The organism is Tsukamurella spumae, from assembly GCF_012396015.1.
Classification (GTDB): Bacteria; Actinomycetota; Actinomycetes; order Mycobacteriales; family Mycobacteriaceae; genus Tsukamurella; species Tsukamurella spumae.
On sequence record NZ_JAAXOQ010000002.1, the window covers coordinates 197126 to 215835 of the forward strand.

Below are 18710 nucleotides of genomic sequence, written 5' to 3' on the forward strand. Positions count from 1 at the left end.
CGTCACGGATTCGTCCAGGCGGCGAGCTGAGCGGCGCTCGCGTGATAGTCGATCCGACCCTCGGCGATCCCGATGACCAGGTCGTACGCGGGGTCCTCCGGCGCATTGAGTGCGACGCCGTTCAGTGCGAAGAAGACCGTCGTCGCCAGCCAGCCGAGGCGCTTGTTCCCATCGACGAGGGGGTGGTTGCGCACGATCGATTCCAGGAGTGCCGCGGCCTTCTCGTCCAGGGTGGGGTAGGCGTCGGTCCCGAACGCGGTGGTCCGCGGTCGCATCGCCGCGGCCTCGAGCAACCCCGCGTCGCGCACCCCGGGCAGTCCGGCCTCATCGGCGATCGCGAGCAGCAGTACCAGGTCGAGGTGAACGGTCACTGCGCCAGGCGGTCCAGGAGCGGACCGTACCGGGCGACCGCGTCGCGCGTCAGGCGGCGGACCTGCGCGTCGCGGTTGATGTGCGCGGACTTCTCCCGGATCGCGCGCAGTGCCGCCTCCTGCTTGCTGACGCCCTCGGCCGCAGCGATCGCGGTGAGTGCGGCATCGTCGTCGTCGGTGAGGCGAAGGGTCATGGCCATGGCTCCACGGTACGCCGGGTGGTACCACAGTGGTATCGAGTTCCGAACCGCCCATCGTGGCGGATTCCGGCATCTCCTACACCCTGTAGTTGACGATTTGCTTCGGCCTGGGACACTGGAAGTCGTGAGTTCTCCCCAGACCCCGGCCAGCGCCGCACTGTTCGACCGCTCGGCACGCTCGATCCCGGGCGGTGTGAACTCCCCGGTCCGCGCGTTCTCCGCCGTCGGCGGCACCCCGCGGTTCATCGCCTCGGCATCGGGATCGCAGCTCACGGACGCCGACGGCAACCGCTACGTCGACCTCGTCTCCAGCTGGGGCCCCATGATCCTGGGGCACGCGCACCCCGCCGTCGTCGAGGCCGTCCAGCGCGCCGCCACGACCGGCCTGAGCTTCGGCGCCCCCACCGAGGCCGAGGTCGAGCTCGCCGAGGAGCTCATCGCGCGGGTCGCCCCCGTCGAGCGGATCCGCCTGGTCAACTCGGGCACCGAGGCCACCATGAGCGCGGTGCGTCTGGCCCGCGGTGTCACCGGCCGCACCAAGATCATCAAGTTCTCGGGTTGCTACCACGGACATGTCGACGCGCTGCTCGCCGACGCGGGCTCCGGCCTCGCCACCCTCGGCCTGCCCACCAGCCCCGGTGTGACCGGCGCGCAGGCGCAGGACACCGTCGTCCTGCCCTACAACGACCTGGCGGCCGTGCGCGAGGCCTTCGCGCGCTACCCGGGCGAGATCGCCGCGGTGATCACCGAGGCCGCCGCCGGCAACATGGGCGCCGTACCGCCCCTGCCGGGCTTCAACGCGGGCCTGCGCGAGATCACCGAGGCCGACGGTGCGCTGCTCATCCTCGACGAGGTCATGACCGGCTTCCGCGTCAGTAAGGCCGGTTGGTACGGGCTCGAGCCCGTCGACGCCGACCTGTTCACCTTCGGCAAGGTCATGTCCGGCGGCCTCCCCGCCGCCGCCTTCGGTGGCCGCGCTGAGGTGATGAACCGGCTCGCCCCGCTCGGCTCCGTCTACCAGGCCGGAACGCTCTCCGGGAACCCCGTCGCCGTGGCGGCGGGTCTCGCGACGCTGAGGAACGCCACGGACGAGGTGTATGCGCAGCTCAACGCCAACTCGATCCGGCTCGGCGGCCTGATCGGCGATGCGCTCACCGCCGAGGGGGTGCGGCACCACGTCCAGTACGCGGGCAACCTGGTCTCCGTGTTCTTCACGGACGGCCCGGTCGTGAACTACGACCAGGCGAAGGCCGCCGAGACCTTCCGGTTCGCGCCCTTCTTCCACGCGCTGCTCGAGCGGGGGGTCTACCCGCCGCCGAGCGCCTTCGAGGCGTGGTTCGTCTCCGCGGCGCTCACCGACACCGATTTCGAGTCCATCGAGGCGGCCCTGCCCGCCGCCGCCCGCGCAGCCGCCGCGGCGAAGCAGTGAGCCCGGTAGGAGAGACGACGAGATGACCCAGACGATCGTGCACGTGATGCGGCACGGCGAGGTGCACAACCCCGACGGCATCCTCTACGGCCGCCTCCCCGGCTTCCGGCTGTCCGACACCGGCCGCGCCCAGGCGCGCAAGGTCGCGGACGCGCTCGCCGACCACGACATCACCGCCGTGTTCGCGTCGCCGCTGCAGCGCGCGCAGGAGACCGCGACGCCGATCGCCGCGGCCCACGGCCTGGCGATCATCACCGACGAGGAGCTCATCGAGGCGGGCAATCAGTTCGAGGGGCTCAAGGTGTCCGTCGGCGACGGTGCGCTGCGCCAGCCCAAGCACTGGGCCAAGCTGCGCGACCCGTTCACCCCGTCCTGGGGCGAGCCCTACCTCCAGATCGCGCACCGCATGCTCGGCGTCGTCGACATCGCCCGCGAGCGGGCCCGCGGCCACGAGGCCGTGCTGGTCAGCCACCAGCTGCCGGTGGTGACCCTGCGCCGCTACCTCGAGGGCAAGCGGCTCTGGCACGATCCGCGCAAGCGGCAGTGCTCCCTCGCATCGCTGACCAGCCTCGTCTACGACGGTGACGCGCTCGTCGACCTCGTGTACTCCGAACCCGCGGGAGCGTCCGACCCGCGGATCACGGGCGCGTGAGCGGCGCCCGACGCGTCGCCGCGCTCATGGTCCTCGGCGCGGTCGCCCTCGGCGCATCCGGCTGCGTCCAGTACTCCGACCAGGCGGCCAAGGGCGGCATCATCGCCCCCGGTGGCAAGATCCGGCAGTTCTACGAGCCCGACAAGCGCAGCACCGTCGAGAACCTGTCCGGTCGCAGCGTGACGGACGAGAAGACCACCCTCACACTCTCCGACTACGACGGCAAGGTCGTCGTCATCAACGTCTGGGGCAGCTGGTGCGCACCGTGCCGGCTCGAGTCGTCCGAGCTCGAACGCACCTACCTCGCCACCAAGGACCGCGGCGTGCAGTTCCTCGGCATCAACGTGCGCGAGACCGCCGGCGACGACGCCGCCCGCGACTTCATCGGCTCCCAGGGCCTGACCTACCCGTCGATCTACGACCCGCCCGGCCGCGCGCTGCTGGCCATCGGCGCGCAGTACCCGACGACCGTCGTGCCGATGACCTTCGTGCTCGACCGCAAGCACCGGGTGGCGGCGTCGTACCTCACGACGGTCGGCGAGAAGGAACTGCTCGGCACCGTCGAGAAGGTCCTGGGGGAGGGCTGATGGGAGAGGCCTTCGCCACCGCGGCCGTCTCGGGCCCGCTGCTGCTCGCGCTCGGCGCGTGCCTCCTCGCGGGGCTCGTCTCCTTCGCCTCGCCGTGCATCGTGCCGCTGGTCCCCGGCTACCTGTCGTACCTGGCCGGGCTCGTCGGGGCCGAGGCGCCGGCCGCCACCGTCGACGAGGCCCGAGCGGGCGCGCGTGCCGGACGGTGGCGCGTCATGGGCGCCGCCGTGTTGTTCGTCGCCGGGTTCACCGCGGTCTTCCTGCTCATGACCATGTCCGTCTTCGGGCTGGCCACCTCGATCGCCCTCAACGCCGACACGCTCATGCGGATCGGCGGCGTGATCACCATCGTCATGGGACTGGCCTTCATCGGCCTCATCCCGATGCTCGAGCGCGATGTCCGGTTCGCGCCGCGGCAGTGGACGACCCTCGCGGGCGCGCCCCTGCTGGGCGGGGTTTTCGCGCTCGGCTGGACCCCGTGCATCGGCCCGACGCTGGCGGGGATCCTCTCGATCGTCGTCGGCACCGACGCCGAACCCGCCCGCGGCGCCGTCCTCATCGTCGCCTACTGCGCGGGGCTCGGACTGCCCTTCATCGTCCTGGCCCTCGGGTCGACGGTGGCGGTCCGCGCGGTCGGGTGGCTGCGCCGCAACTCGCGCCGCATCCAGGTCCTCGGCGGCGTGCTGATGATCGCGGTGGGTGTCGCGCTGGTCACCGGGTACTGGGCCGAATTCATCGACCTGGTGCGCCGCCTCTTCGTTTCCGACACAGTGATGCCCATATGAGTACTTTGACGAAACACTCGAATCCGCCGGTCCCGCCCTCGAGCCCGCAGCGGCAGTCCCCCCTCCGCCGCGCGATCGCCGCGGTCCGCAACACCTGGCGCTCCCTGACGTCGATGAAGACGGCGCTGGTCCTGCTGTTCCTGCTCGCCGTGGCGGCCATGCCCGGCGCGCTGTTGCCGCAGCGCGACATCGACGCCGCTGCGACCGCCAAGTACATCGCCGACCACGGCACGCTCGGCACGATCATGGAGAAGCTGCAGCTCTTCGACGTGTTCAAGTCGGTGTGGTTCACCGCCGTCTACGCGCTGCTGTTCGTCTCGCTCGTCGGCTGCATCCTGCCGCGCCTGTTCGAGCACATCCGCGCGCTGCGCACGGCCCCCGTCGCCACTCCGCGCAACCTGTCCCGCCTGCCCCGGCACACCGTCCGCGAGAGCGACGAGGAGCCGGAGGCAGCGGCGCGGACGGCGCTCGCCGGGCTGCGCGGATGGCGCAAGATCTCCCGTCCGGGCACCGCGAGTGAGCCCGCGGGCACCGTCACCGTCTCCGCCGAGAAGGGCTACATCCGGGAGGCGGGCAACCTCCTCTTCCACGCGTCGCTGCTGGGCGTCCTCGTGGCGATCGGCGTCGGGCAGCAGTTCGGCTACGAGGGCTCGCGCATCGTCATCGCCGGCGATGAGGGCTTCTGCAACACCTCGTCGAACTACGACAACTTCCGCGCGGGCAACCTCGTGGACGGCACCGGGCTCGCGCCCTTCTGTCTCAAGGCGGATACGGTCAACGCCACCTTCCTGCCGAACGCGCAGCCCGACATGTTCTCCACGAACGCCTCCTACCAGGACCGCGACGGCCTGCGGGACGGCACGTGGAAGAAGTTCACGATCGAGGTGAACCGGCCCCTGCGGATGGAGGGCGTGCGCGTGTACATGCTCGGTCACGGCTACGCCGGCACCTTCACCGTGACCTACCCGGGCGGCCAGACCCGCACGCAGACGATGCAGTTCGCGCCGCAGGACAAGGTCTTCTTCCTCAGCTCGGGTGCCCTGCGCTTCGACCCGCCCGCCGAGCTGTACAAGACCGAGGACGAGCGCCGCACCAAGCAGATCGGGATCGAGGGCCTGCTCGCTCCCACCAAGCAGCTCAACGGATCGCTCCTGACCTCGCGGTACCCGGCGCCGAACGACCCGGCCGTCGCGATCGACGTCTACGAGGGCGATACCGGGCTCGACTCGGGCAAGCCGCAGAACATCTTCTCGCTCAGCCGCGACCAGATCGACTCCGGCCGGCTCGAGCGGAAGGCGCGAGTGAACCTCGATGTCGGGCAGTCGACCACGCTCGAGGACGGGACACAGGTGCGCTTCGACGGCGTGAAGAACTTCGCCGCGCTGCAGGTCAGTCACAATCCCGCGCAGAACTGGACGCTGGTCTTCGCGATCGGGATGCTCGGCGGGCTGATCGTCTCGCTGACGGTGAAACGGCGACGGGTGTTCGTGCGGCTGACCCCGCGCGAGCACGGCGGTACCGTGATGGAGATCGCCGGACTGGCCCGCACCGACCAGGCTGGATGGAACGAAGACTTCGATGCGCTGGCCGACCGCCTCGTCGGCCGCAACGGTGAGAAGGTGGCTTGACCATGGGACCGACGACCAACACGACCCTCGCCGGGTACGCCGAGACGATGTTCCTCAGCGCCACCGCGATCTACGCGATCGCTCTGGTGCTGCTGGTGATCGAGCTCGCGACCACCCGGGTCAGCGCGACCGCGGCCCGCGACCGCGGCCGGGAGCTCGTCGCCGCGGGCGGAGTGCCCGTCGCCACGGTCAGCACGCCCGGCGTCGTCGTGGACGACGGTCCGCGGCGCTCCCGGTCCGAGCGGATCGGGCGGATGGGCTACGCGGTGGTCGTGGCGGGACTCCTGCTGCACGTCGCGTCCATCGTCTCGCGCGGCGTCGCCACCGGGCGCATGCCCTGGGGCAACATGTACGAGTTCGTCACCATCACGTGCGCGGGCGCGGTGCTCGCCGCCCTGATCATGCTGCGCAGGTCCGAGACCCGGCCGATCCTCGTGTTCGTGCTGCTCCCCGTCCTGGCTCTGATGTTCGTCGCCGAGGGCGTGCTGTACACCACCGCGGGTCCCGTGGTCCCCGCGCTGAAGTCCTACTGGCTCGCGATCCACGTGTCGATCGTGTCGATCGGCTCGGGCATCTTCCTCGTCTCAGGCGTGGCCAGCCTGCTGTACCTGGTCCGGCGTCGTTACGAGCGGCCGGACGGGACGGTGGCGGCACCGTCGGGCTTCCTGGGCCGGCTGGTCGAGGCCCTGCCCTCCGCGCAGGTGCTCGACCGCGTGGCCTACGGCACCGTGATCGTTGCCTTCCCGCTGTTCAGCGCCGGTGTGATCTGCGGTGCGATCTGGGCCGAGGCGGCGTGGGGCCGGCCGTGGGGCTGGGACCCGAAGGAGACGGTGTCGTTCATCGCGTGGGTGATCTACGCCGCGTACCTGCACGCGCGGGCGACCTCGGTGTGGCGCAAGGCCGCGCCCTACTTGAATCTGTTGGGATTCGCCGCGATGGTGTTCAACTTGTTCTTCATCAATTACGTGGTGACCGGTCTGCATTCCTACGCGGGCTGAAACGCGCGCCGCATTTCCGGTCCGCGGTCCGGCTATCCGGTGGTGTTCTGATTCAGTAGAGCGAAGACCTCCGATGCGCGGAAGCGGCGGTGCCCGCCGGGCGTCCGGACGGAGCCGAGGAGGCCCGCGCCCGCCCATCGCGTGACCGTTTTCGGGTTCACGTTGAACAGAGCGGCCACTTGGCCAGGGGTCATGAGGCGTTCGGGCTGACGGGGCGCCGCGGCGCGCGGGTCGGCGGAGCGCTGGCTGAGATTCGGGTGTGCCGAGGTCATGATGCCCAGTATGCAGCGATTTGCCCGAGTACTCGAACCTCTATCGGACTGTCAAGTATTGGTAAAGTCGGATTTCGGACGGGGAGTAGGCTCGATGTCATGACCGATACGGGAGCCGCCAAGCGGGCGCTGGCGCGCGACATTGTTTTGTATACGCTGTTCCGCCTGGCACTCGTCGCGGTGATCGCGGCGGTGTTCTACGGAATCGGTCGGCTGTTCATGGACGATGTCCCCCTCGTGATCGTCTTCCTCTTCGCTCTCGTCGTCGCCCTTCCGCTGTCGATGGTGGTCGGCAAGGGACTGCGCGGGCGCGTCAATCGCAGCGCCGCGGTGATCGACGCCGCGCGCAAGGAGAAGCGCGACGATTTCCGTCGCCGACTGCAGGGCGTCGACGAATGACGGTCGTCTGCGATCGGTCCGCGGACCGCGCCTGGGTGGACAACGCGGTGCGGCTCATCGAGGCCGATGCGCGCCGCAGCGCCGACACGCACCTGCTGCGCTTCCCGCTGGGATCCTGGGCGCAGGGGGCCGGCGGTGGCGTCCAGCTGTACCTCAAGGACGAGACCACCCACATCACGGGCAGCCTCAAGCACCGTCTGGCCCGGTCCCTGTTCCTCTACTCGCTCTGCAACGGGTGGGTGCGGGAGGGCACCACGGTGATCGAGGCGTCGTCGGGGTCCACCGCGGTGTCCGAGGCGTACTTCGCCAAGCTGATCGGCCTGCCCTTCGTGGCAGTGATGACGCGGAGCACGTCGCCGGCGAAGGTCGCGCTCATCGAGCGTGAGGGTGGCACCTGCCATTTCGTCGACCGCGCGGACGAGGTGTACACCGAGGCCGCGCGCCTCGCCCGGGACCTGGGTGGGCACTACATGGACCAGTTCACGCACGCCGAGCGGGCGACCGACTGGCGCGGGAACAACAACATCGCCGACTCGATCTTCTCGCAGCTGTCCTTGGAGGAGCATCCGGAGCCGGCGTGGATCGTGGTCGGCGCGGGCACCGGCGGGACCTCCGCCACGATCGGCCGGTACATCCGCTACCGCCGGCACGCCACGCGCCTGTGCGTCGTCGACCCGGAGAACTCCAGCTTCCTGCCCGGCTTCCAGGCGGGGGACTGCTCGATCGAGACGGGTGAGTCCTCGCGGATCGAGGGCATCGGCCGCCCGCGGGTCGAGCCCTCCTTCATCCCCGAGATCGTGGACCGCATGATCGGCGTACCCGACGCCGGCTCGATCGCCGCGGCCCGCATCGCCTCCGCGATGCTCGGGCGGCGCGTCGGCGGATCCACGGGCACGAACCTGTGGGGCGCGTTCGGCGTGATCGCGGAGATGATCGAGGCGGGCCGGTCCGGCAGCGTCGTCACGCTCCTCGCCGATGACGGTGACCGCTACCTCGACACCTATTTCGACGATGCCTGGGTCGCGTCGAAGGGGTTCGATCTCATCCCGCCCACGCTCACCGTCGAACGGTTCCTGACGGACGGTTCCTGGCGGGAGTAGGCCCGACGTGCTCTGCTGGCATGTCGGACCGAGGTGGTGTCCTTGTCCAGAAAGCCATGCGTGGGAAGCATGGCAGGCGAAACTGCAGGTAAAGGCTAGTTTTGCGCAGCGAGTCATGCGTCTCGCGCATGGCTCGCAGGTCGACGGCTACACGCGTAGCAGGAACTCGGCCATCTCCGCGGACGGATCGGGTCGATTCAGGAGCTCGACCCGGGAGTCGCGCATTGCCTTGACGACGCGGGTCTCCAGATCCTCCTCGCCTGGACCGCTGCGCAGCACCATCGCGATCTCGACCTCGCCGGCGAGCAGAGCCGCGAGTGGATCGTCGAGGATCACCTCCTCGGTGTGGGGAGTGTGCTCCCGGTTCCAGCGGATCATCGTGCTCTCCAGGTGCGCGGGCAGCGGAACGTCGGCACGATGGGCCAGACGGAACGACGCGGGGCGGTCGGTACCCAGGGTGCTGAGCTCGTCGAAACCGCCCACGATTCGTTCTATCAGCGCGATCGCCGACCGCGCGCCCACTTCCAGTTGCGAGCCCGCGACGCCACGTCGGAAGAGGGAGAATCCCACCTGCGCCTCCACTGCCGCGACGGACCGCGTGACGGTGGACTGAGCGACGCCGTGGATCCGCGCCGCCTCACTGATGCTGTGGGTGCGCGCGACCGTAGCCACCACTCGCAACCGTTCGATGTCGGACATGCCGAGACGGTACCGCTGGGCGCTGACGACTCTTCGCCTCTGCCAGGGACGTGATCGGCGGTGCGGTCGGTCGAGTATCGGAGCCATGCGTGGACTGCATGGCTCGGTTGGGGAAAACATAGTCTGAAGTGCGCATATTTCAGCCATGCGTCGCGCGCATGGCTTCTAGGGCGGCGCCTACGTCACGCCCCCAGGAACAGCCCGACCGCGGCGCCGAGGGACCAGACGAGCATCGCGAGGCCGGTCTGGGCGATGCCCGGGATCAGATCGCGGCCCCGGCCGCCGCGGACCACCGGGAGCGCGGCGCGCACGGCGAGCGGCGCGGACAGCAGGGTCAGCAGCGCCCACGGTGTGCAGACGAGGGCCAGCACCAGGCCCAGCACCGTCGGGACGGTCACCAGGACGGCGAACAGGACGCGCGTGCGGGCGTCGCCGAGTCGGACCGCGAGGGTGATCTTGCCCGACTCGCGATCGGTGGGGATGTCGCGCAGGTTGTTGGCGACGAGGACCGCCGAGCTGTACGCGCCCACCGCGCACGCGCACAACCACCCCGCACCGTCGACCATCCCGGCCTGCACGAACTGCGTGCCGAGCACCGCGACCAGGCCGAAGAACACGAACACCGCGATCTCGCCGAAGCCGAGGTAGCCGTACGGTCTCGAGCCGCCCGTGTAGAACCACGCGCCCGCGACGCACACCGCACCCACGAGGATCAGCCACCACGCGCCGGCGAGCAGCGAGAGCACGACGCCCGCGACGCCCGCCAGGCCGAAGCAGCAGAACGCCGCCCGCTTGACCGCCGCGGGGGAGGCGAGCCCGGAGCCGACGAGGCGCAGCGGGCCGACGCGGTCGTCGTCGGTGCCGCGGACGCCGTCCGAGTAGTCGTTGGCGAAGTTCACGCTGATGATCAGCGACAGGGAGACCACCAGGGCGAGCGCGGCCCGCGGCCAGTTCTCCAGACCGGAGAAGCCCGCCGCCCCCGTGCCCGCGATGACCGGGGCGATCGCGTTCGGGAACGTGCGGGGCCGGGCTCCTTCGAGCCACTGCGCGGGGGTTGCCATGCGACCACCCTATGCAGTGGCTACAGGACCGACGTGTCCAGGTCGAGCGTGGTCCGATCGAGCTTGGCGAGCAGGTCGAACTCGGTGTGCGCCTTGGGCAGCTCGTAGACGAAGAAGTACCGAGCGGCCGCCCGCTTGCCGCGGTAGAACGCCTCGTCCCGGGCCGTCCCGTCCTCGGCGTAGGTGGCCAGGGCCTGATCCAGCCACAGCCACGCCACCACGACGTGCCCGAGACCGTCCAGGTACGACGTGGCGTTGGCGAGCGAGAGCGACGGGTCGCCCGAGCCGCCCAGCGCCATCGTCACCTCGACCGCGCGGGCGCTCGCCGCCCGCAGGTCCGCGGCGAACGGGGCGAGCTCCTCGACGCCGACGGCGCGGGCCGCGGTCGCCTCGATCCGGCCGAGCAGCGCGCCGAACGCGGCGCCGCCGTGCTGCGGCACCTTGCGGCCCAGCAGGTCCAGGCCGTGGATCGCCTTGGCGCCCTCGTGGATCGCGTTGAGCCGGTTGTCCCGGTAGAGCTGCTCGACGTTGTAGTCGCGGGTGTAGCCGTAGCCGCCGTGGATCTGGATGGCGTAGTCGTTGGCGCGCGTCGCCCACTCGCTGGGCCAGCTCTTGATGATCGGGGTGAGCAGGTCCAGCAGCTGCGCCGCCGCCGTGCGCTCCTCCTCCGACGGTGCCGTGTGCGCATCGTCGATCAGCCGCGCGGAGAACAGGGCGAGTCCGAGCCCGCCCTCGACATAGCTCTTCTGCGCCAGCAGCATTCGGCGTACGTCCGGGTGGTCGATGATCGGGATCTGCGGCCCGGTCGGGGCGGTGACGGGGCGGCCCTGCACGCGGGTCTTCGCGTACTCGAGCGACTGCAGGTAGCCGGTGTAGCCGATCGACGACGAGGCGAGGCCGACCGCGACGCGCGCCTCGTTCATCATCTGGAACATCTGCACGAGGCCGCGGTTCTCGGCCCCGACCAGGTACCCGGTCGCACCGTCGAGCGAGAGCAGGCAGTTGGTGGTGCCCTTGTTGCCCATCTTGTGGTTCAGGCTCACCAGGTTCACGGCGTTGCGCTCGCCCACGGACTGGTCGTCGTTCACCAGGTACTTGGGCACGATGAACAGCGAGATGCCCTTGACCCCGTCGGGCGCGCCCGGGACCTTGGCGAGCACGAGGTGCACGATGTTCTCGGTCATCTCGTGGTCGCCGCCGGTGATCCACATCTTGGTGCCGGTGATGGCGTAGGTGCCGTCTTCGCGGGGCTCGGCCTTCGCGCTGATGTCCGCCAGTGCCGAGCCGGCGTCCGGCTCGGAGAGGCACATGGTGCCGGTGAAGCGGCCCTCGATCATCGGCTCGAGGAACAGGCGCTTCTGCTCATCGGTGCCGAAGGAGCGGATGACATTGCCGTTGCCGAGCGTCAGGCCCGAGTAGACGGTGGTCGAGACGTTCGCCGCCTGCATCCAGGCGAACGCGGCCTTGCTGATCAGCGACGGCAGGCCGATGCCGCCCTCCTCCGCCGGGAGCTCGGCGAAGGTGAAGCCTGCCTCGTTGATCGCGTCCAGGCCCGCCTTGGTCTCGGGCAGCGTCTTCGCGGTGCCGTCGGGCTGGATCGTCGGCTCCGCGGCGTCGGCCTCCTTGTAGTGGTTCGACAGCTTCTGCACTGCGATGTCGGCGGCCAGATCGAGCGCGGCGTCGAAGGTCTCCTTGGAGTGGTCGGCGAACTGCTCGCGCTTGGTCAGCTCCTCGGCGTTCAGCCACTCGTAGAGCAGGAAGTCGACGTCGCGGGGGTTGAGCAGCGGTGTCTGCGCTGCGATGTTCTGCTTCACGGTTCTCCGATCCGGGGCTGACTACTGCCGAGCGATCTTACTCAGCGGTAAGCTTAGACCAGATTCCTTCAGTCGTGAATATTTGTGACCTCCGCCGCCTCCTACCGCGCGCGCCACGCGGCGGACTGCTGCGCCGCGATGGACACCAGCCGGTCCAGACCGAAGTTCATGTCCAGCAGGTGGGTGCTGAACAGCGGCAGCTCGTTGATCGACTGCGGCACCGTCATGCTGATCCGGTACATGCTGTGCCGGTTGACGTCCTCGCACCGGCCCACTCCGCGCCCCTTGCTGACGGTCCACGTGCTCGCGGAGGTCGGCAGGCCGTCGGGGAAGGTCGTGTAGGTCATGAGCGCCGAGATGATCCCGAACGAGTAGGGCTCGCTCGGGACCGTCACGCCGACCGCGCCCCGCTCGCCGGACAGCGGGCCGGGATCGGTGCAGGCGATGTGCTTGCCCGCGCCGAAGGGCAGCTCCATCGAGTGCGAGAGCAGGTCGAGATCCGTGTTGCCGAACAGGGAGAGCACCGGCGGCGCGATGTCGGTGGAGTACGCGACGACGCAGCCGAACTCGCCGCGCCGCGTGCACAGGGGGACGTTCCGGAAGTCGCCGCCCGTGGTGCTGCCGGCGGCCGTGGTGACATTGCCGCCCATCAGGAAGGCACCGACGAGACGGTTCCGGACCGCCGCGTTACCATCGATCTCGTCCCGGATCAGCTTGCGCAGCATCATCGTTCCCTGCGAGTGTCCGATGAGCACCACTCCGCGGCCGCGGTTGTCCCGGGCGAGGTACTCGCGCCACGCCCTGCGCACCGACTCGTAGGCGGTGTCCGCCGCGGGCTTGATGTGCAGCAGCATCGTGGGCGTCAGGCCGATGAGCGTGATCTGCGGGTAGACGGGCGCGAACACGCGGCACATCGACCCGAACCGCGCGGCCTGGAACCGGGCGATCGAGTCGACCTCGGGCATCCGGACCGGGTTCGCGTTGAGCGCCACCTGATTGGTCACCGTCGGGTAGACGTAGAAGCAGTCCACGGCCTTGTCGGCGTCGGTGATCCGGCGGGCCGGGGTCACCTCTCCCGTGCCGAGGTCCGTGGTGTCGGTGGGGAGGGTGCACGGGTTCGCGGTCCCCGGCCGGCACATCCAGGTGGTCGACGGTGCGCCCTGCGCGGCCCCGGCGGCCAGGCTCGCTCCCAGCGTGAGCGCGGCCACCGTTGCCACGAGCCTGCGGGTGAATCCTGTGATCGTCACGGGCCAAAGATAAACCCACGGTACTCGGATTATGCCGGTACTGCATAAATGGTCGCCAGTGCCCGGCGGTCGACCTTGCCCGGCCCACGACGCGGCAGCGTGTCCAGCAGGTACACCGCGCGCGGCGCCGCAGTCCGGTCCAGTTCGGCCTCCACCGCCCGCCGCAGCGCCTCGACGGTGACTGCGCTCTCCGGCGTGCCCGGGGCCCGGACGACCGCCGCCGCGACGCGCTGGCCCAGCCGGGGATCGGGCTGTGCGAACACCGCGACCTCCGCGATTCCGGGCACCCGCGCGAGGACGGCCTCGACGACCTGGGGCAGCACCGTCAGGCCACCGGTCGAGATGGCCTCGTCGAGCCGGCCCGTGACGGACAGGACACCGTCGGACAGGGTTCCCGCATCGTCGGTGCGGAAGAATCCCGGCTCCGCGAAAGCGGGGTGATCGGGCAGGTCGCGGTAGCCGAGGGCCACCGTCGGGCCGCCGAGCACGACCCGCGATTCCGGGCCGTCCAGGCGGATCTCGACGCCGGGGAGGGGCACTCCGTCGTACACGCAGCCCCCGGCGGTCTCGCTCATGCCGTACGTGCGGACCATCCGGATGCCGGCGGCGAGCGCCGCCTCCCGGACCGGCGCGGGGCACGCGGCGCCGCCGATGAGGACGCCGTCGAAGCGGGCCAGGGCGTCGGTGGCCGCGGGGTCGGCGAGGACCTTGATGAGCTGGGTCGGTACCAGGGAGACGTACCGACGGTCCGCGGTCATCGCGGCGTGGGCGGGGGCGAGGGACGCGGGATCGAATCCGCCGCGGACGTCGAGCTGCGTGGGCGCGTGCCCGGCGGCCAGGGAGCGCAGCATCACCTGCACCCCCGCGACGTGGTGCGGCGGCATCGCGAGCAGCCACTGGCCCTCGCCGCCGAGCCGTTCGTGCGTGCCCGTGGCGCTGGCGGTCAGGTTCTCGCGGGTGAGCATCGCGCCCTTCGGCGTGCCCGTGCTGCCCGAGGTCGCGACCACGAGGGCGGCCCTGTCGTCGATGGGTTCGCCCGCGGCGAGCACCTCGGTGAGCCGGGCGGCCGCGCGCGGATCCTGCGCGGGAACCGGCAACCAGGCCGGAGCGGTGCCGGTGAGGAGCGCCTCCAGCTGCGGGAGGGCGGATTCGACGGTGTCGATCGGCAGCGGCTCGAGAATCACCCGATCAGGCTACTGCGAGTCGCGGCGGTGGTAATCCGGGTCTAGGGGGGAGTTGTCGAAGGGCCAGCCCTTGCGCTCGAGGCGCTCGCGGACCCGGGCGATGTCCTTCTCGAGCGGCAGCTCGTGGGTGTGACCGCTGATGGCGACACCGGCGTCGACGCGGGTGATCGGGTCGAGGCCGGCCTCCGTGAGGTGCGCCTCGTCGATCAGCTCGCGCGCGACCTCCTTCACCTCGTCCTTGGTCAGCTGACGATCGAGGAGCGCGAGGAGCGGCTGGTAATCCGTGCTGGGCACGCCGTCGGGATAGCCGGCACGCAGCCAGTCCACGATCTTGGCGAGAAAGCCCGAACTCGAACTCATGAGCGCTTCACCTCCGGTGCAGTGCGCCGCGCGGCGCTGGGTATTGCAATGTCATAGGGGACGGTACTGCGAACGGCCCCCTATGCGTGTGACCAGCATAAGGGGCCGTCAGCGTGCTGTCGCCATCGACAGCGGGTGAACCTCGCTCAGTGCGCGAAGCCGGTGAGCGGCCAGCCGCCCGCGGCGAGCTTGCTCGCGACCTGACGCAGGTCGGTATCGCTGGGGTCGGACTGCGTCACCTTGGTGATCGCCGCCTCGATCTGCTCGCGGTGCACCTCGTCGGGCCGATTCGCGAGGATGCGGCCGATGACGGAGTTCACCTCGTCCTCGGTGAGCTGCTTCTTGAGCAGCGCGAGGAGCGGGAAGTAGTCCTTCGGGGGGACGCCCTCGGGGTAGCCGGCGCGCAGCCAGTCGAGGACCTGGGTGAGGACGCCGTCCTGCGTGTTCTCGGTGGTCATGCTGGATTCCCTACTTGTCGACGAGGGTGGGGTAGATGTGCTCGAAGCTGACCTTCATGCCGAAGCCCGAGGACACGATGATCAGGATGCCGAGCACGATCGCGGCGATGACGATCAGGAAGGCGACCGCGGCGAGGACATTGCCGAGCGGGTTCGGCTGATGGACGGTGCCGTCCTCCCGCTCGTGGCCGTTGCCGATCGCGAGGCCGCGCACGCCCACAGCGAACAGGGCGGGCAGGCCGGCGCCGAGGATCAGGCCGATGAGGAGGATCTTCCAGACGGACTCGAGGACGAGCTTGATGGTTTCCATGCTGTGTTGGCCCCTTAGACCTTGGCCTCAGCGGGGGTGACGCTGTGCGTCTCCTCGTCCCACTCGGCGTTGACGTTGTTGCTGTCGACCTTCTGCTGCTGCGCGCGCCAGTACATGTACCCGGACAGCGCGACGAGGATCGCGAACGCGACCAGCGGGCCGGCCAGCGTGGGGATCTTCGCGGCGACGAGCCACATGACGGCGCCCACGAGTGCGGCGGCCGGGAGTGTGATGACCCACGCGGCGACCATGCGGCCGGCGATGTTCCACCGCACCTTGGCGCCGGGCTTGCCGACACCCGAGCCGAGGATCGAGCCGGTGGCGACGTGGGTGGTCGAGAGCGCGAAGCCGAGGTGGCTCGACGCGAGGATGATCGTGGCCGACGAGGCCTCGGCCGCCATGCCCTGCGGGGAGCTGATCTCGATCAGGCCCTTGCCGAGCGTGCGGATGATGCGCCAGCCGCCGAGGTAGGTGCCCAGCGCGATCGCCAGGGCGCAGGCGAACTTGACCCAGAGCGGGACGCCGTGGGTGTCGTGCCACGCGAACGGGCCCGTGGAGTCCGGGGTCGAAGCGCTGTAGCCGATCAGGGCCAGGGTGATGACGCCCATCGTCTTCTGCGCGTCGTTGGTGCCGTGCGCCAGCGAGACCAGCGAGGCGGTGCCGATCTGGCCCCAGCGGAAGCCCTCCTCGGTGAACCGCTCCGCGACTCCCGCGACGATGCGGAAGATGAGGAAGGTGCCGACGGCGGCGACGATGCCGGCGACGACCGGCGAGAACAGCGCGGGCATGATGACCTTGCCGACGACACCGTCGATCTTGCCGTGGCCGACCCAGACGACTCCGGCGCCCGAGGCGAGTGCGGCACCGATCATGCCGCCGAACAGCGCGTGCGAGCTCGAGCTCGGCAGGCCGAGGAGCCAGGTCAGCAGGTTCCAGATGATGCCGCCGATGAGGCCGGCCATCACGATGATGAGCAGCGCGCGACCGTGCTGCGTCGTGAACTCGGTCTTCGGGGATCCGTCCTTGTTCTGGATCTTGATCACCGCGTTGGTCACGGTGAGGGCGACCTCGACGGACAGGAACGCGCCGACCAGGTTCAGGATCGCCGACAGAGTCACCGCCGTCTTCGGCTTCAGGGCACCGGTCGCGATGGATGTCGCCATCGCGTTGCCCGTGTCGTGGAAGCCGTTGGTGAAGTCGAAGGCGAGTGCCGTCACGATCACCAACAGCAGGATGATGAGTTCGCTGTTCATGGTGAAAATAGTGCGGCCCCAGGGGCTGTTCCGCCAAACGGGTGAGATGCGCTCGACACCCCTCTGACCTGCAGATTCTTGACCGTCCAACCATCGTTCATCAGATGTTCATTCAGGGCGCTCTCAGAATCTCCCTATCGAGTCCGTTTTGTCCGATTCGGAGAGCTGAGTCGGAACGCCTGATATGCCGCGACTACTATTCCGGCATGGCGTCTTTGGATATCCGGGTGCTGGGACAGGTCTCGCTCTCCGTCGACGGTGCGCCGAACGAGGTCTCCGGGGTGAAGCCCCGATCGGTGCTCGCCCTGCTGGTGATGAACCGCGGGCGCGCGGTCACCGTCGATTCGCTCAGTGAGCAGGTGTGGGACGGCAATCCGCCCGCGTCCGCGCGGGCGAGCCTGCAGGTCTTCGTCAGCGGCCTCCGCAAGGCGCTGCGCGGTCCGGGTGCGGGGTCGGGGCTGGATGCGCAGCTGGTCACCTCCGGGTCGACCTACCGCTTGGATCTCGAGCCGGAGCAGTCCGATGTCGGCCGGTTCGACGCGGCCCGCAGACGGGGCGCCGAGCTCGCCGCCGCGGGGCGCTACGACCAGGCGTCGCTGATGTTCGCCTCCGCCCTGTCCGAGTTCCGCGGTGACGCGGTCGCGGATCTGCGCGGCCTGCAGTTCGCGGACAACTTCGCGGTCGGCATGGCGGAGGAGCGGGCCGCGGTGCAGTCCGCGATGTACGACGCGGAGATCGCGGCCGGCCGCGCGGCATCGGTCATCGGCGAGCTGCGCCGGCTGGTCTCGGAACATCCGCTGCAGGAGCCGCTCTGGGGGCAGCTCATCACGGCGCTGTACGTCACCGGGCGGCAGGCCGATGCGCTCGAAGCAGCCCGCGACCTGCGCCGCACTCTCGCGGACGAACTGGGCGCGGACCCGACGCCGGCGCTGGTCGAGCTCGAGGGCAAGGTCCTGCGCCAGGAGTCGCTCGCCTTCGCCGCCGCGCGTCCGACCGCGGTGTCCGGCGACCCGCGAGCCTTCGAGAAGACCGAGACCGATGTGTCCGTGGCCGCCGCGGGCCCGCGCGGCACCCTCACGGCCGCCGACGGCACCGAGTACCTCGTGCACGGCGAGGTCCGCCTCGGCCGCCTGCCGGACAACGACATCAGCATCGATGACACCAAGGTCTCCCGCGAGCACGCCGTGATCACCGGTTCCGTGACCGGGTTCGCCGTCCGCGACCTCCAGTCCTCCAACGGGACCTATGTCGGGGAGCGCCGCGTCTCCGGGCAGCTCCCCCTATCCGACGGTGACGAACTCACCCTGGGGCGCACCACCTTCCGCTTCCGGGTGCTCGAGGATCAGTAGGTGGATCCGACCGGCTTCTACCACGTGGCATTCGCAGTCCCGGACCTCCACGCGGCGATGGCGACGTTCACCGAGGCGGTGGGGGTGCAGTGGCACGAACCGCAGACGGCGTCGTTGCGCGACTGGGCGTACCGGATCGTGTTCAGCACGTCTGAGCCGCGTATCGAGTTGGTCGAAGGGCCGGTCGGAAGTCCGTGGGACGTGTCCGAGTCGGGGCCGCGTTTCGACCATCTCGGGTTCTGGACTGAATCCCTGGACGACACCGTCGCTCGCTGGGCGACGTGCGACGGACTCAGGATCGACTACGACGGCCGTGATGATGGACGGAGATTCACGTACGCCGTCGCCGATTCCCTGGGCGTTCGGTTCGAGGCTGTCGACATTGCGCGGAGGACGGCGATCGACCATGCCTGGCCGACCGACGGCAGGGGTCGAGACTCGCTGTCGGGCTGACGTGGCCCGCGGAGGCCGACTGCGCGTTCCTGCGCGACGTTCTCGGTGTCGAATGGGTGGACGCCGGGCAGGGCTGGCTGTACAGGCCGCGACACCAGTGC

General features: G+C 69.8%; 22 protein-coding genes. 10 read left to right on the forward strand and 12 right to left on the reverse strand.

Features of this window, described 5'->3' with window-relative positions:
* Window positions 1-2 precede the first annotated feature (2 nt).
* Both HF999_RS22325 and HF999_RS22330 read right to left on the reverse strand, forming a co-directional pair.
* Window positions 3-371, reverse strand: coding sequence for a type II toxin-antitoxin system death-on-curing family toxin (locus HF999_RS22325; protein ID WP_168544342.1), 369 nt, complete (start codon window positions 369-371; stop codon window positions 3-5).
* Window positions 368-571 carry a ribbon-helix-helix protein, CopG family gene (locus tag HF999_RS22330; protein ID WP_168544343.1) on the reverse strand — a complete coding sequence of 68 codons (204 nt, stop codon included), beginning with the start codon at window positions 569-571 and terminating at the stop codon, window positions 368-370. The genes HF999_RS22325 and HF999_RS22330 overlap by 4 nt, the downstream gene beginning before the upstream one ends.
* Before the next feature lie 124 nt (window positions 572-695).
* On the opposite strand from HF999_RS22330, the gene hemL reads away from it, so the two are divergent.
* The 6 genes from hemL to ccsB are packed head-to-tail and all read left to right on the forward strand — an operon-like array spanning window position 696 to window position 6650.
* Window positions 696-2000, forward strand: a complete 1305-nt coding sequence (gene hemL / locus HF999_RS02445; protein WP_312853989.1) for a glutamate-1-semialdehyde 2,1-aminomutase — start codon at window positions 696-698, stop codon at window positions 1998-2000.
* Between the two features lie 22 nt (window positions 2001-2022).
* A complete protein-coding gene (locus tag HF999_RS02450; RefSeq protein WP_168544345.1) occupies window positions 2023-2652 on the forward strand; it encodes a histidine phosphatase family protein in 630 nt (209 codons plus the stop codon).
* A complete protein-coding gene (locus HF999_RS02455; protein WP_312853990.1) occupies window positions 2649-3239 on the forward strand; it encodes a TlpA disulfide reductase family protein in 591 nt (196 codons plus the stop codon). The genes HF999_RS02450 and HF999_RS02455 overlap by 4 nt, the downstream gene beginning before the upstream one ends.
* Window positions 3239-4024, forward strand: coding sequence for a cytochrome c biogenesis CcdA family protein (locus HF999_RS02460; RefSeq protein ID WP_168544346.1), 786 nt, complete (start codon window positions 3239-3241; stop codon window positions 4022-4024). Before HF999_RS02455 ends, HF999_RS02460 begins: the two co-directional genes overlap by 1 nt.
* Window positions 4021-5652: a cytochrome c biogenesis protein ResB gene (gene resB / locus HF999_RS02465; RefSeq protein WP_168544347.1), complete on the forward strand. Its 1632-nt coding sequence runs from the start codon at window positions 4021-4023 to the stop codon at window positions 5650-5652. Before HF999_RS02460 ends, resB begins: the two co-directional genes overlap by 4 nt.
* 2 nt (window positions 5653-5654) lie before the next feature.
* Window positions 5655-6650, forward strand: a complete 996-nt coding sequence (gene ccsB / locus HF999_RS02470) for a c-type cytochrome biogenesis protein CcsB (protein WP_168544348.1) — start codon at window positions 5655-5657, stop codon at window positions 6648-6650.
* A 32-nt stretch (window positions 6651-6682) separates the two neighbouring features.
* Here the strand turns inward: ccsB and HF999_RS02475 are convergent, their stop codons facing one another.
* Window positions 6683-6844 carry a BldC family transcriptional regulator gene (locus HF999_RS02475; RefSeq protein WP_168544426.1) on the reverse strand — a complete coding sequence of 54 codons (162 nt, stop codon included), beginning with the start codon at window positions 6842-6844 and terminating at the stop codon, window positions 6683-6685.
* Window positions 6845-7021: 177 nt separating this feature from the next.
* On the opposite strand from HF999_RS02475, the gene HF999_RS02480 reads away from it, so the two are divergent.
* Together HF999_RS02480 and cds1 are read left to right on the forward strand one after the other, a co-directional pair.
* A complete protein-coding gene (locus tag HF999_RS02480) occupies window positions 7022-7321 on the forward strand; it encodes a DUF4229 domain-containing protein (RefSeq protein WP_168544349.1) in 300 nt (99 codons plus the stop codon).
* Entirely contained in the window at window positions 7318-8421 is a 1104-nt protein-coding gene (gene cds1 / locus HF999_RS02485; protein ID WP_168544350.1) for an L-cysteine desulfhydrase Cds1, read from the forward strand. Before HF999_RS02480 ends, cds1 begins: the two co-directional genes overlap by 4 nt.
* Before the next feature lie 147 nt (window positions 8422-8568).
* On the opposite strand, the gene HF999_RS02490 is transcribed toward cds1, so the two are convergent.
* The 9 genes from HF999_RS02490 to HF999_RS02530 form a co-directional block, all read right to left on the reverse strand.
* Complete coding sequence (locus HF999_RS02490; RefSeq protein WP_168544351.1) at window positions 8569-9120, reverse strand: LysR family transcriptional regulator; 552 nt, start codon at window positions 9118-9120, stop codon at window positions 8569-8571.
* Window positions 9121-9302: 182 nt separating this feature from the next.
* On the reverse strand, window positions 9303-10181 hold the full coding sequence (locus tag HF999_RS02495; RefSeq protein ID WP_168544352.1) for a 1,4-dihydroxy-2-naphthoate polyprenyltransferase: 879 nt from the start codon (window positions 10179-10181) through the stop codon (window positions 9303-9305).
* A 20-nt stretch (window positions 10182-10201) separates the two neighbouring features.
* On the reverse strand, window positions 10202-11995 hold the full coding sequence (locus HF999_RS02500) for an acyl-CoA dehydrogenase (protein ID WP_168544353.1): 1794 nt from the start codon (window positions 11993-11995) through the stop codon (window positions 10202-10204).
* A gap of 101 nt (window positions 11996-12096) precedes the next feature.
* A complete protein-coding gene (locus HF999_RS02505) occupies window positions 12097-13242 on the reverse strand; it encodes a DUF3089 domain-containing protein (RefSeq protein WP_312853991.1) in 1146 nt (381 codons plus the stop codon).
* A 29-nt stretch (window positions 13243-13271) separates the two neighbouring features.
* A complete protein-coding gene (gene menE, locus HF999_RS02510; RefSeq protein WP_168544354.1) occupies window positions 13272-14426 on the reverse strand; it encodes an o-succinylbenzoate--CoA ligase in 1155 nt (384 codons plus the stop codon).
* Window positions 14427-14435: 9 nt separating this feature from the next.
* A complete protein-coding gene (locus HF999_RS02515) occupies window positions 14436-14786 on the reverse strand; it encodes a DUF3349 domain-containing protein (protein WP_168544355.1) in 351 nt (116 codons plus the stop codon).
* Window positions 14787-14932: 146 nt separating this feature from the next.
* The gene (locus tag HF999_RS02520; protein ID WP_168544356.1) at window positions 14933-15244 is read right to left on the reverse strand and encodes a DUF3349 domain-containing protein; all 312 of its coding nucleotides are present in this window, start codon (window positions 15242-15244) and stop codon (window positions 14933-14935) included.
* Between the two features lie 10 nt (window positions 15245-15254).
* The gene (locus HF999_RS02525) at window positions 15255-15554 is read right to left on the reverse strand and encodes a hypothetical protein (protein WP_168544357.1); all 300 of its coding nucleotides are present in this window, start codon (window positions 15552-15554) and stop codon (window positions 15255-15257) included.
* A 14-nt stretch (window positions 15555-15568) separates the two neighbouring features.
* Window positions 15569-16807: an inorganic phosphate transporter gene (locus HF999_RS02530; RefSeq protein ID WP_168544358.1), complete on the reverse strand. Its 1239-nt coding sequence runs from the start codon at window positions 16805-16807 to the stop codon at window positions 15569-15571.
* A 206-nt stretch (window positions 16808-17013) separates the two neighbouring features.
* Between HF999_RS02530 and HF999_RS02535 the strand changes: the two genes are divergently transcribed.
* Together HF999_RS02535 and HF999_RS02540 are read left to right on the forward strand one after the other, a co-directional pair.
* Window positions 17014-18156, forward strand: a complete 1143-nt coding sequence (locus HF999_RS02535; protein ID WP_168544359.1) for a BTAD domain-containing putative transcriptional regulator — start codon at window positions 17014-17016, stop codon at window positions 18154-18156.
* Window positions 18157-18609 (forward strand): VOC family protein, encoded by a 453-nt coding sequence (locus HF999_RS02540; RefSeq protein WP_168544360.1) that lies wholly within the window; start codon window positions 18157-18159, stop codon window positions 18607-18609.
* Window positions 18610-18710: the final 101 nt, after the last annotated feature.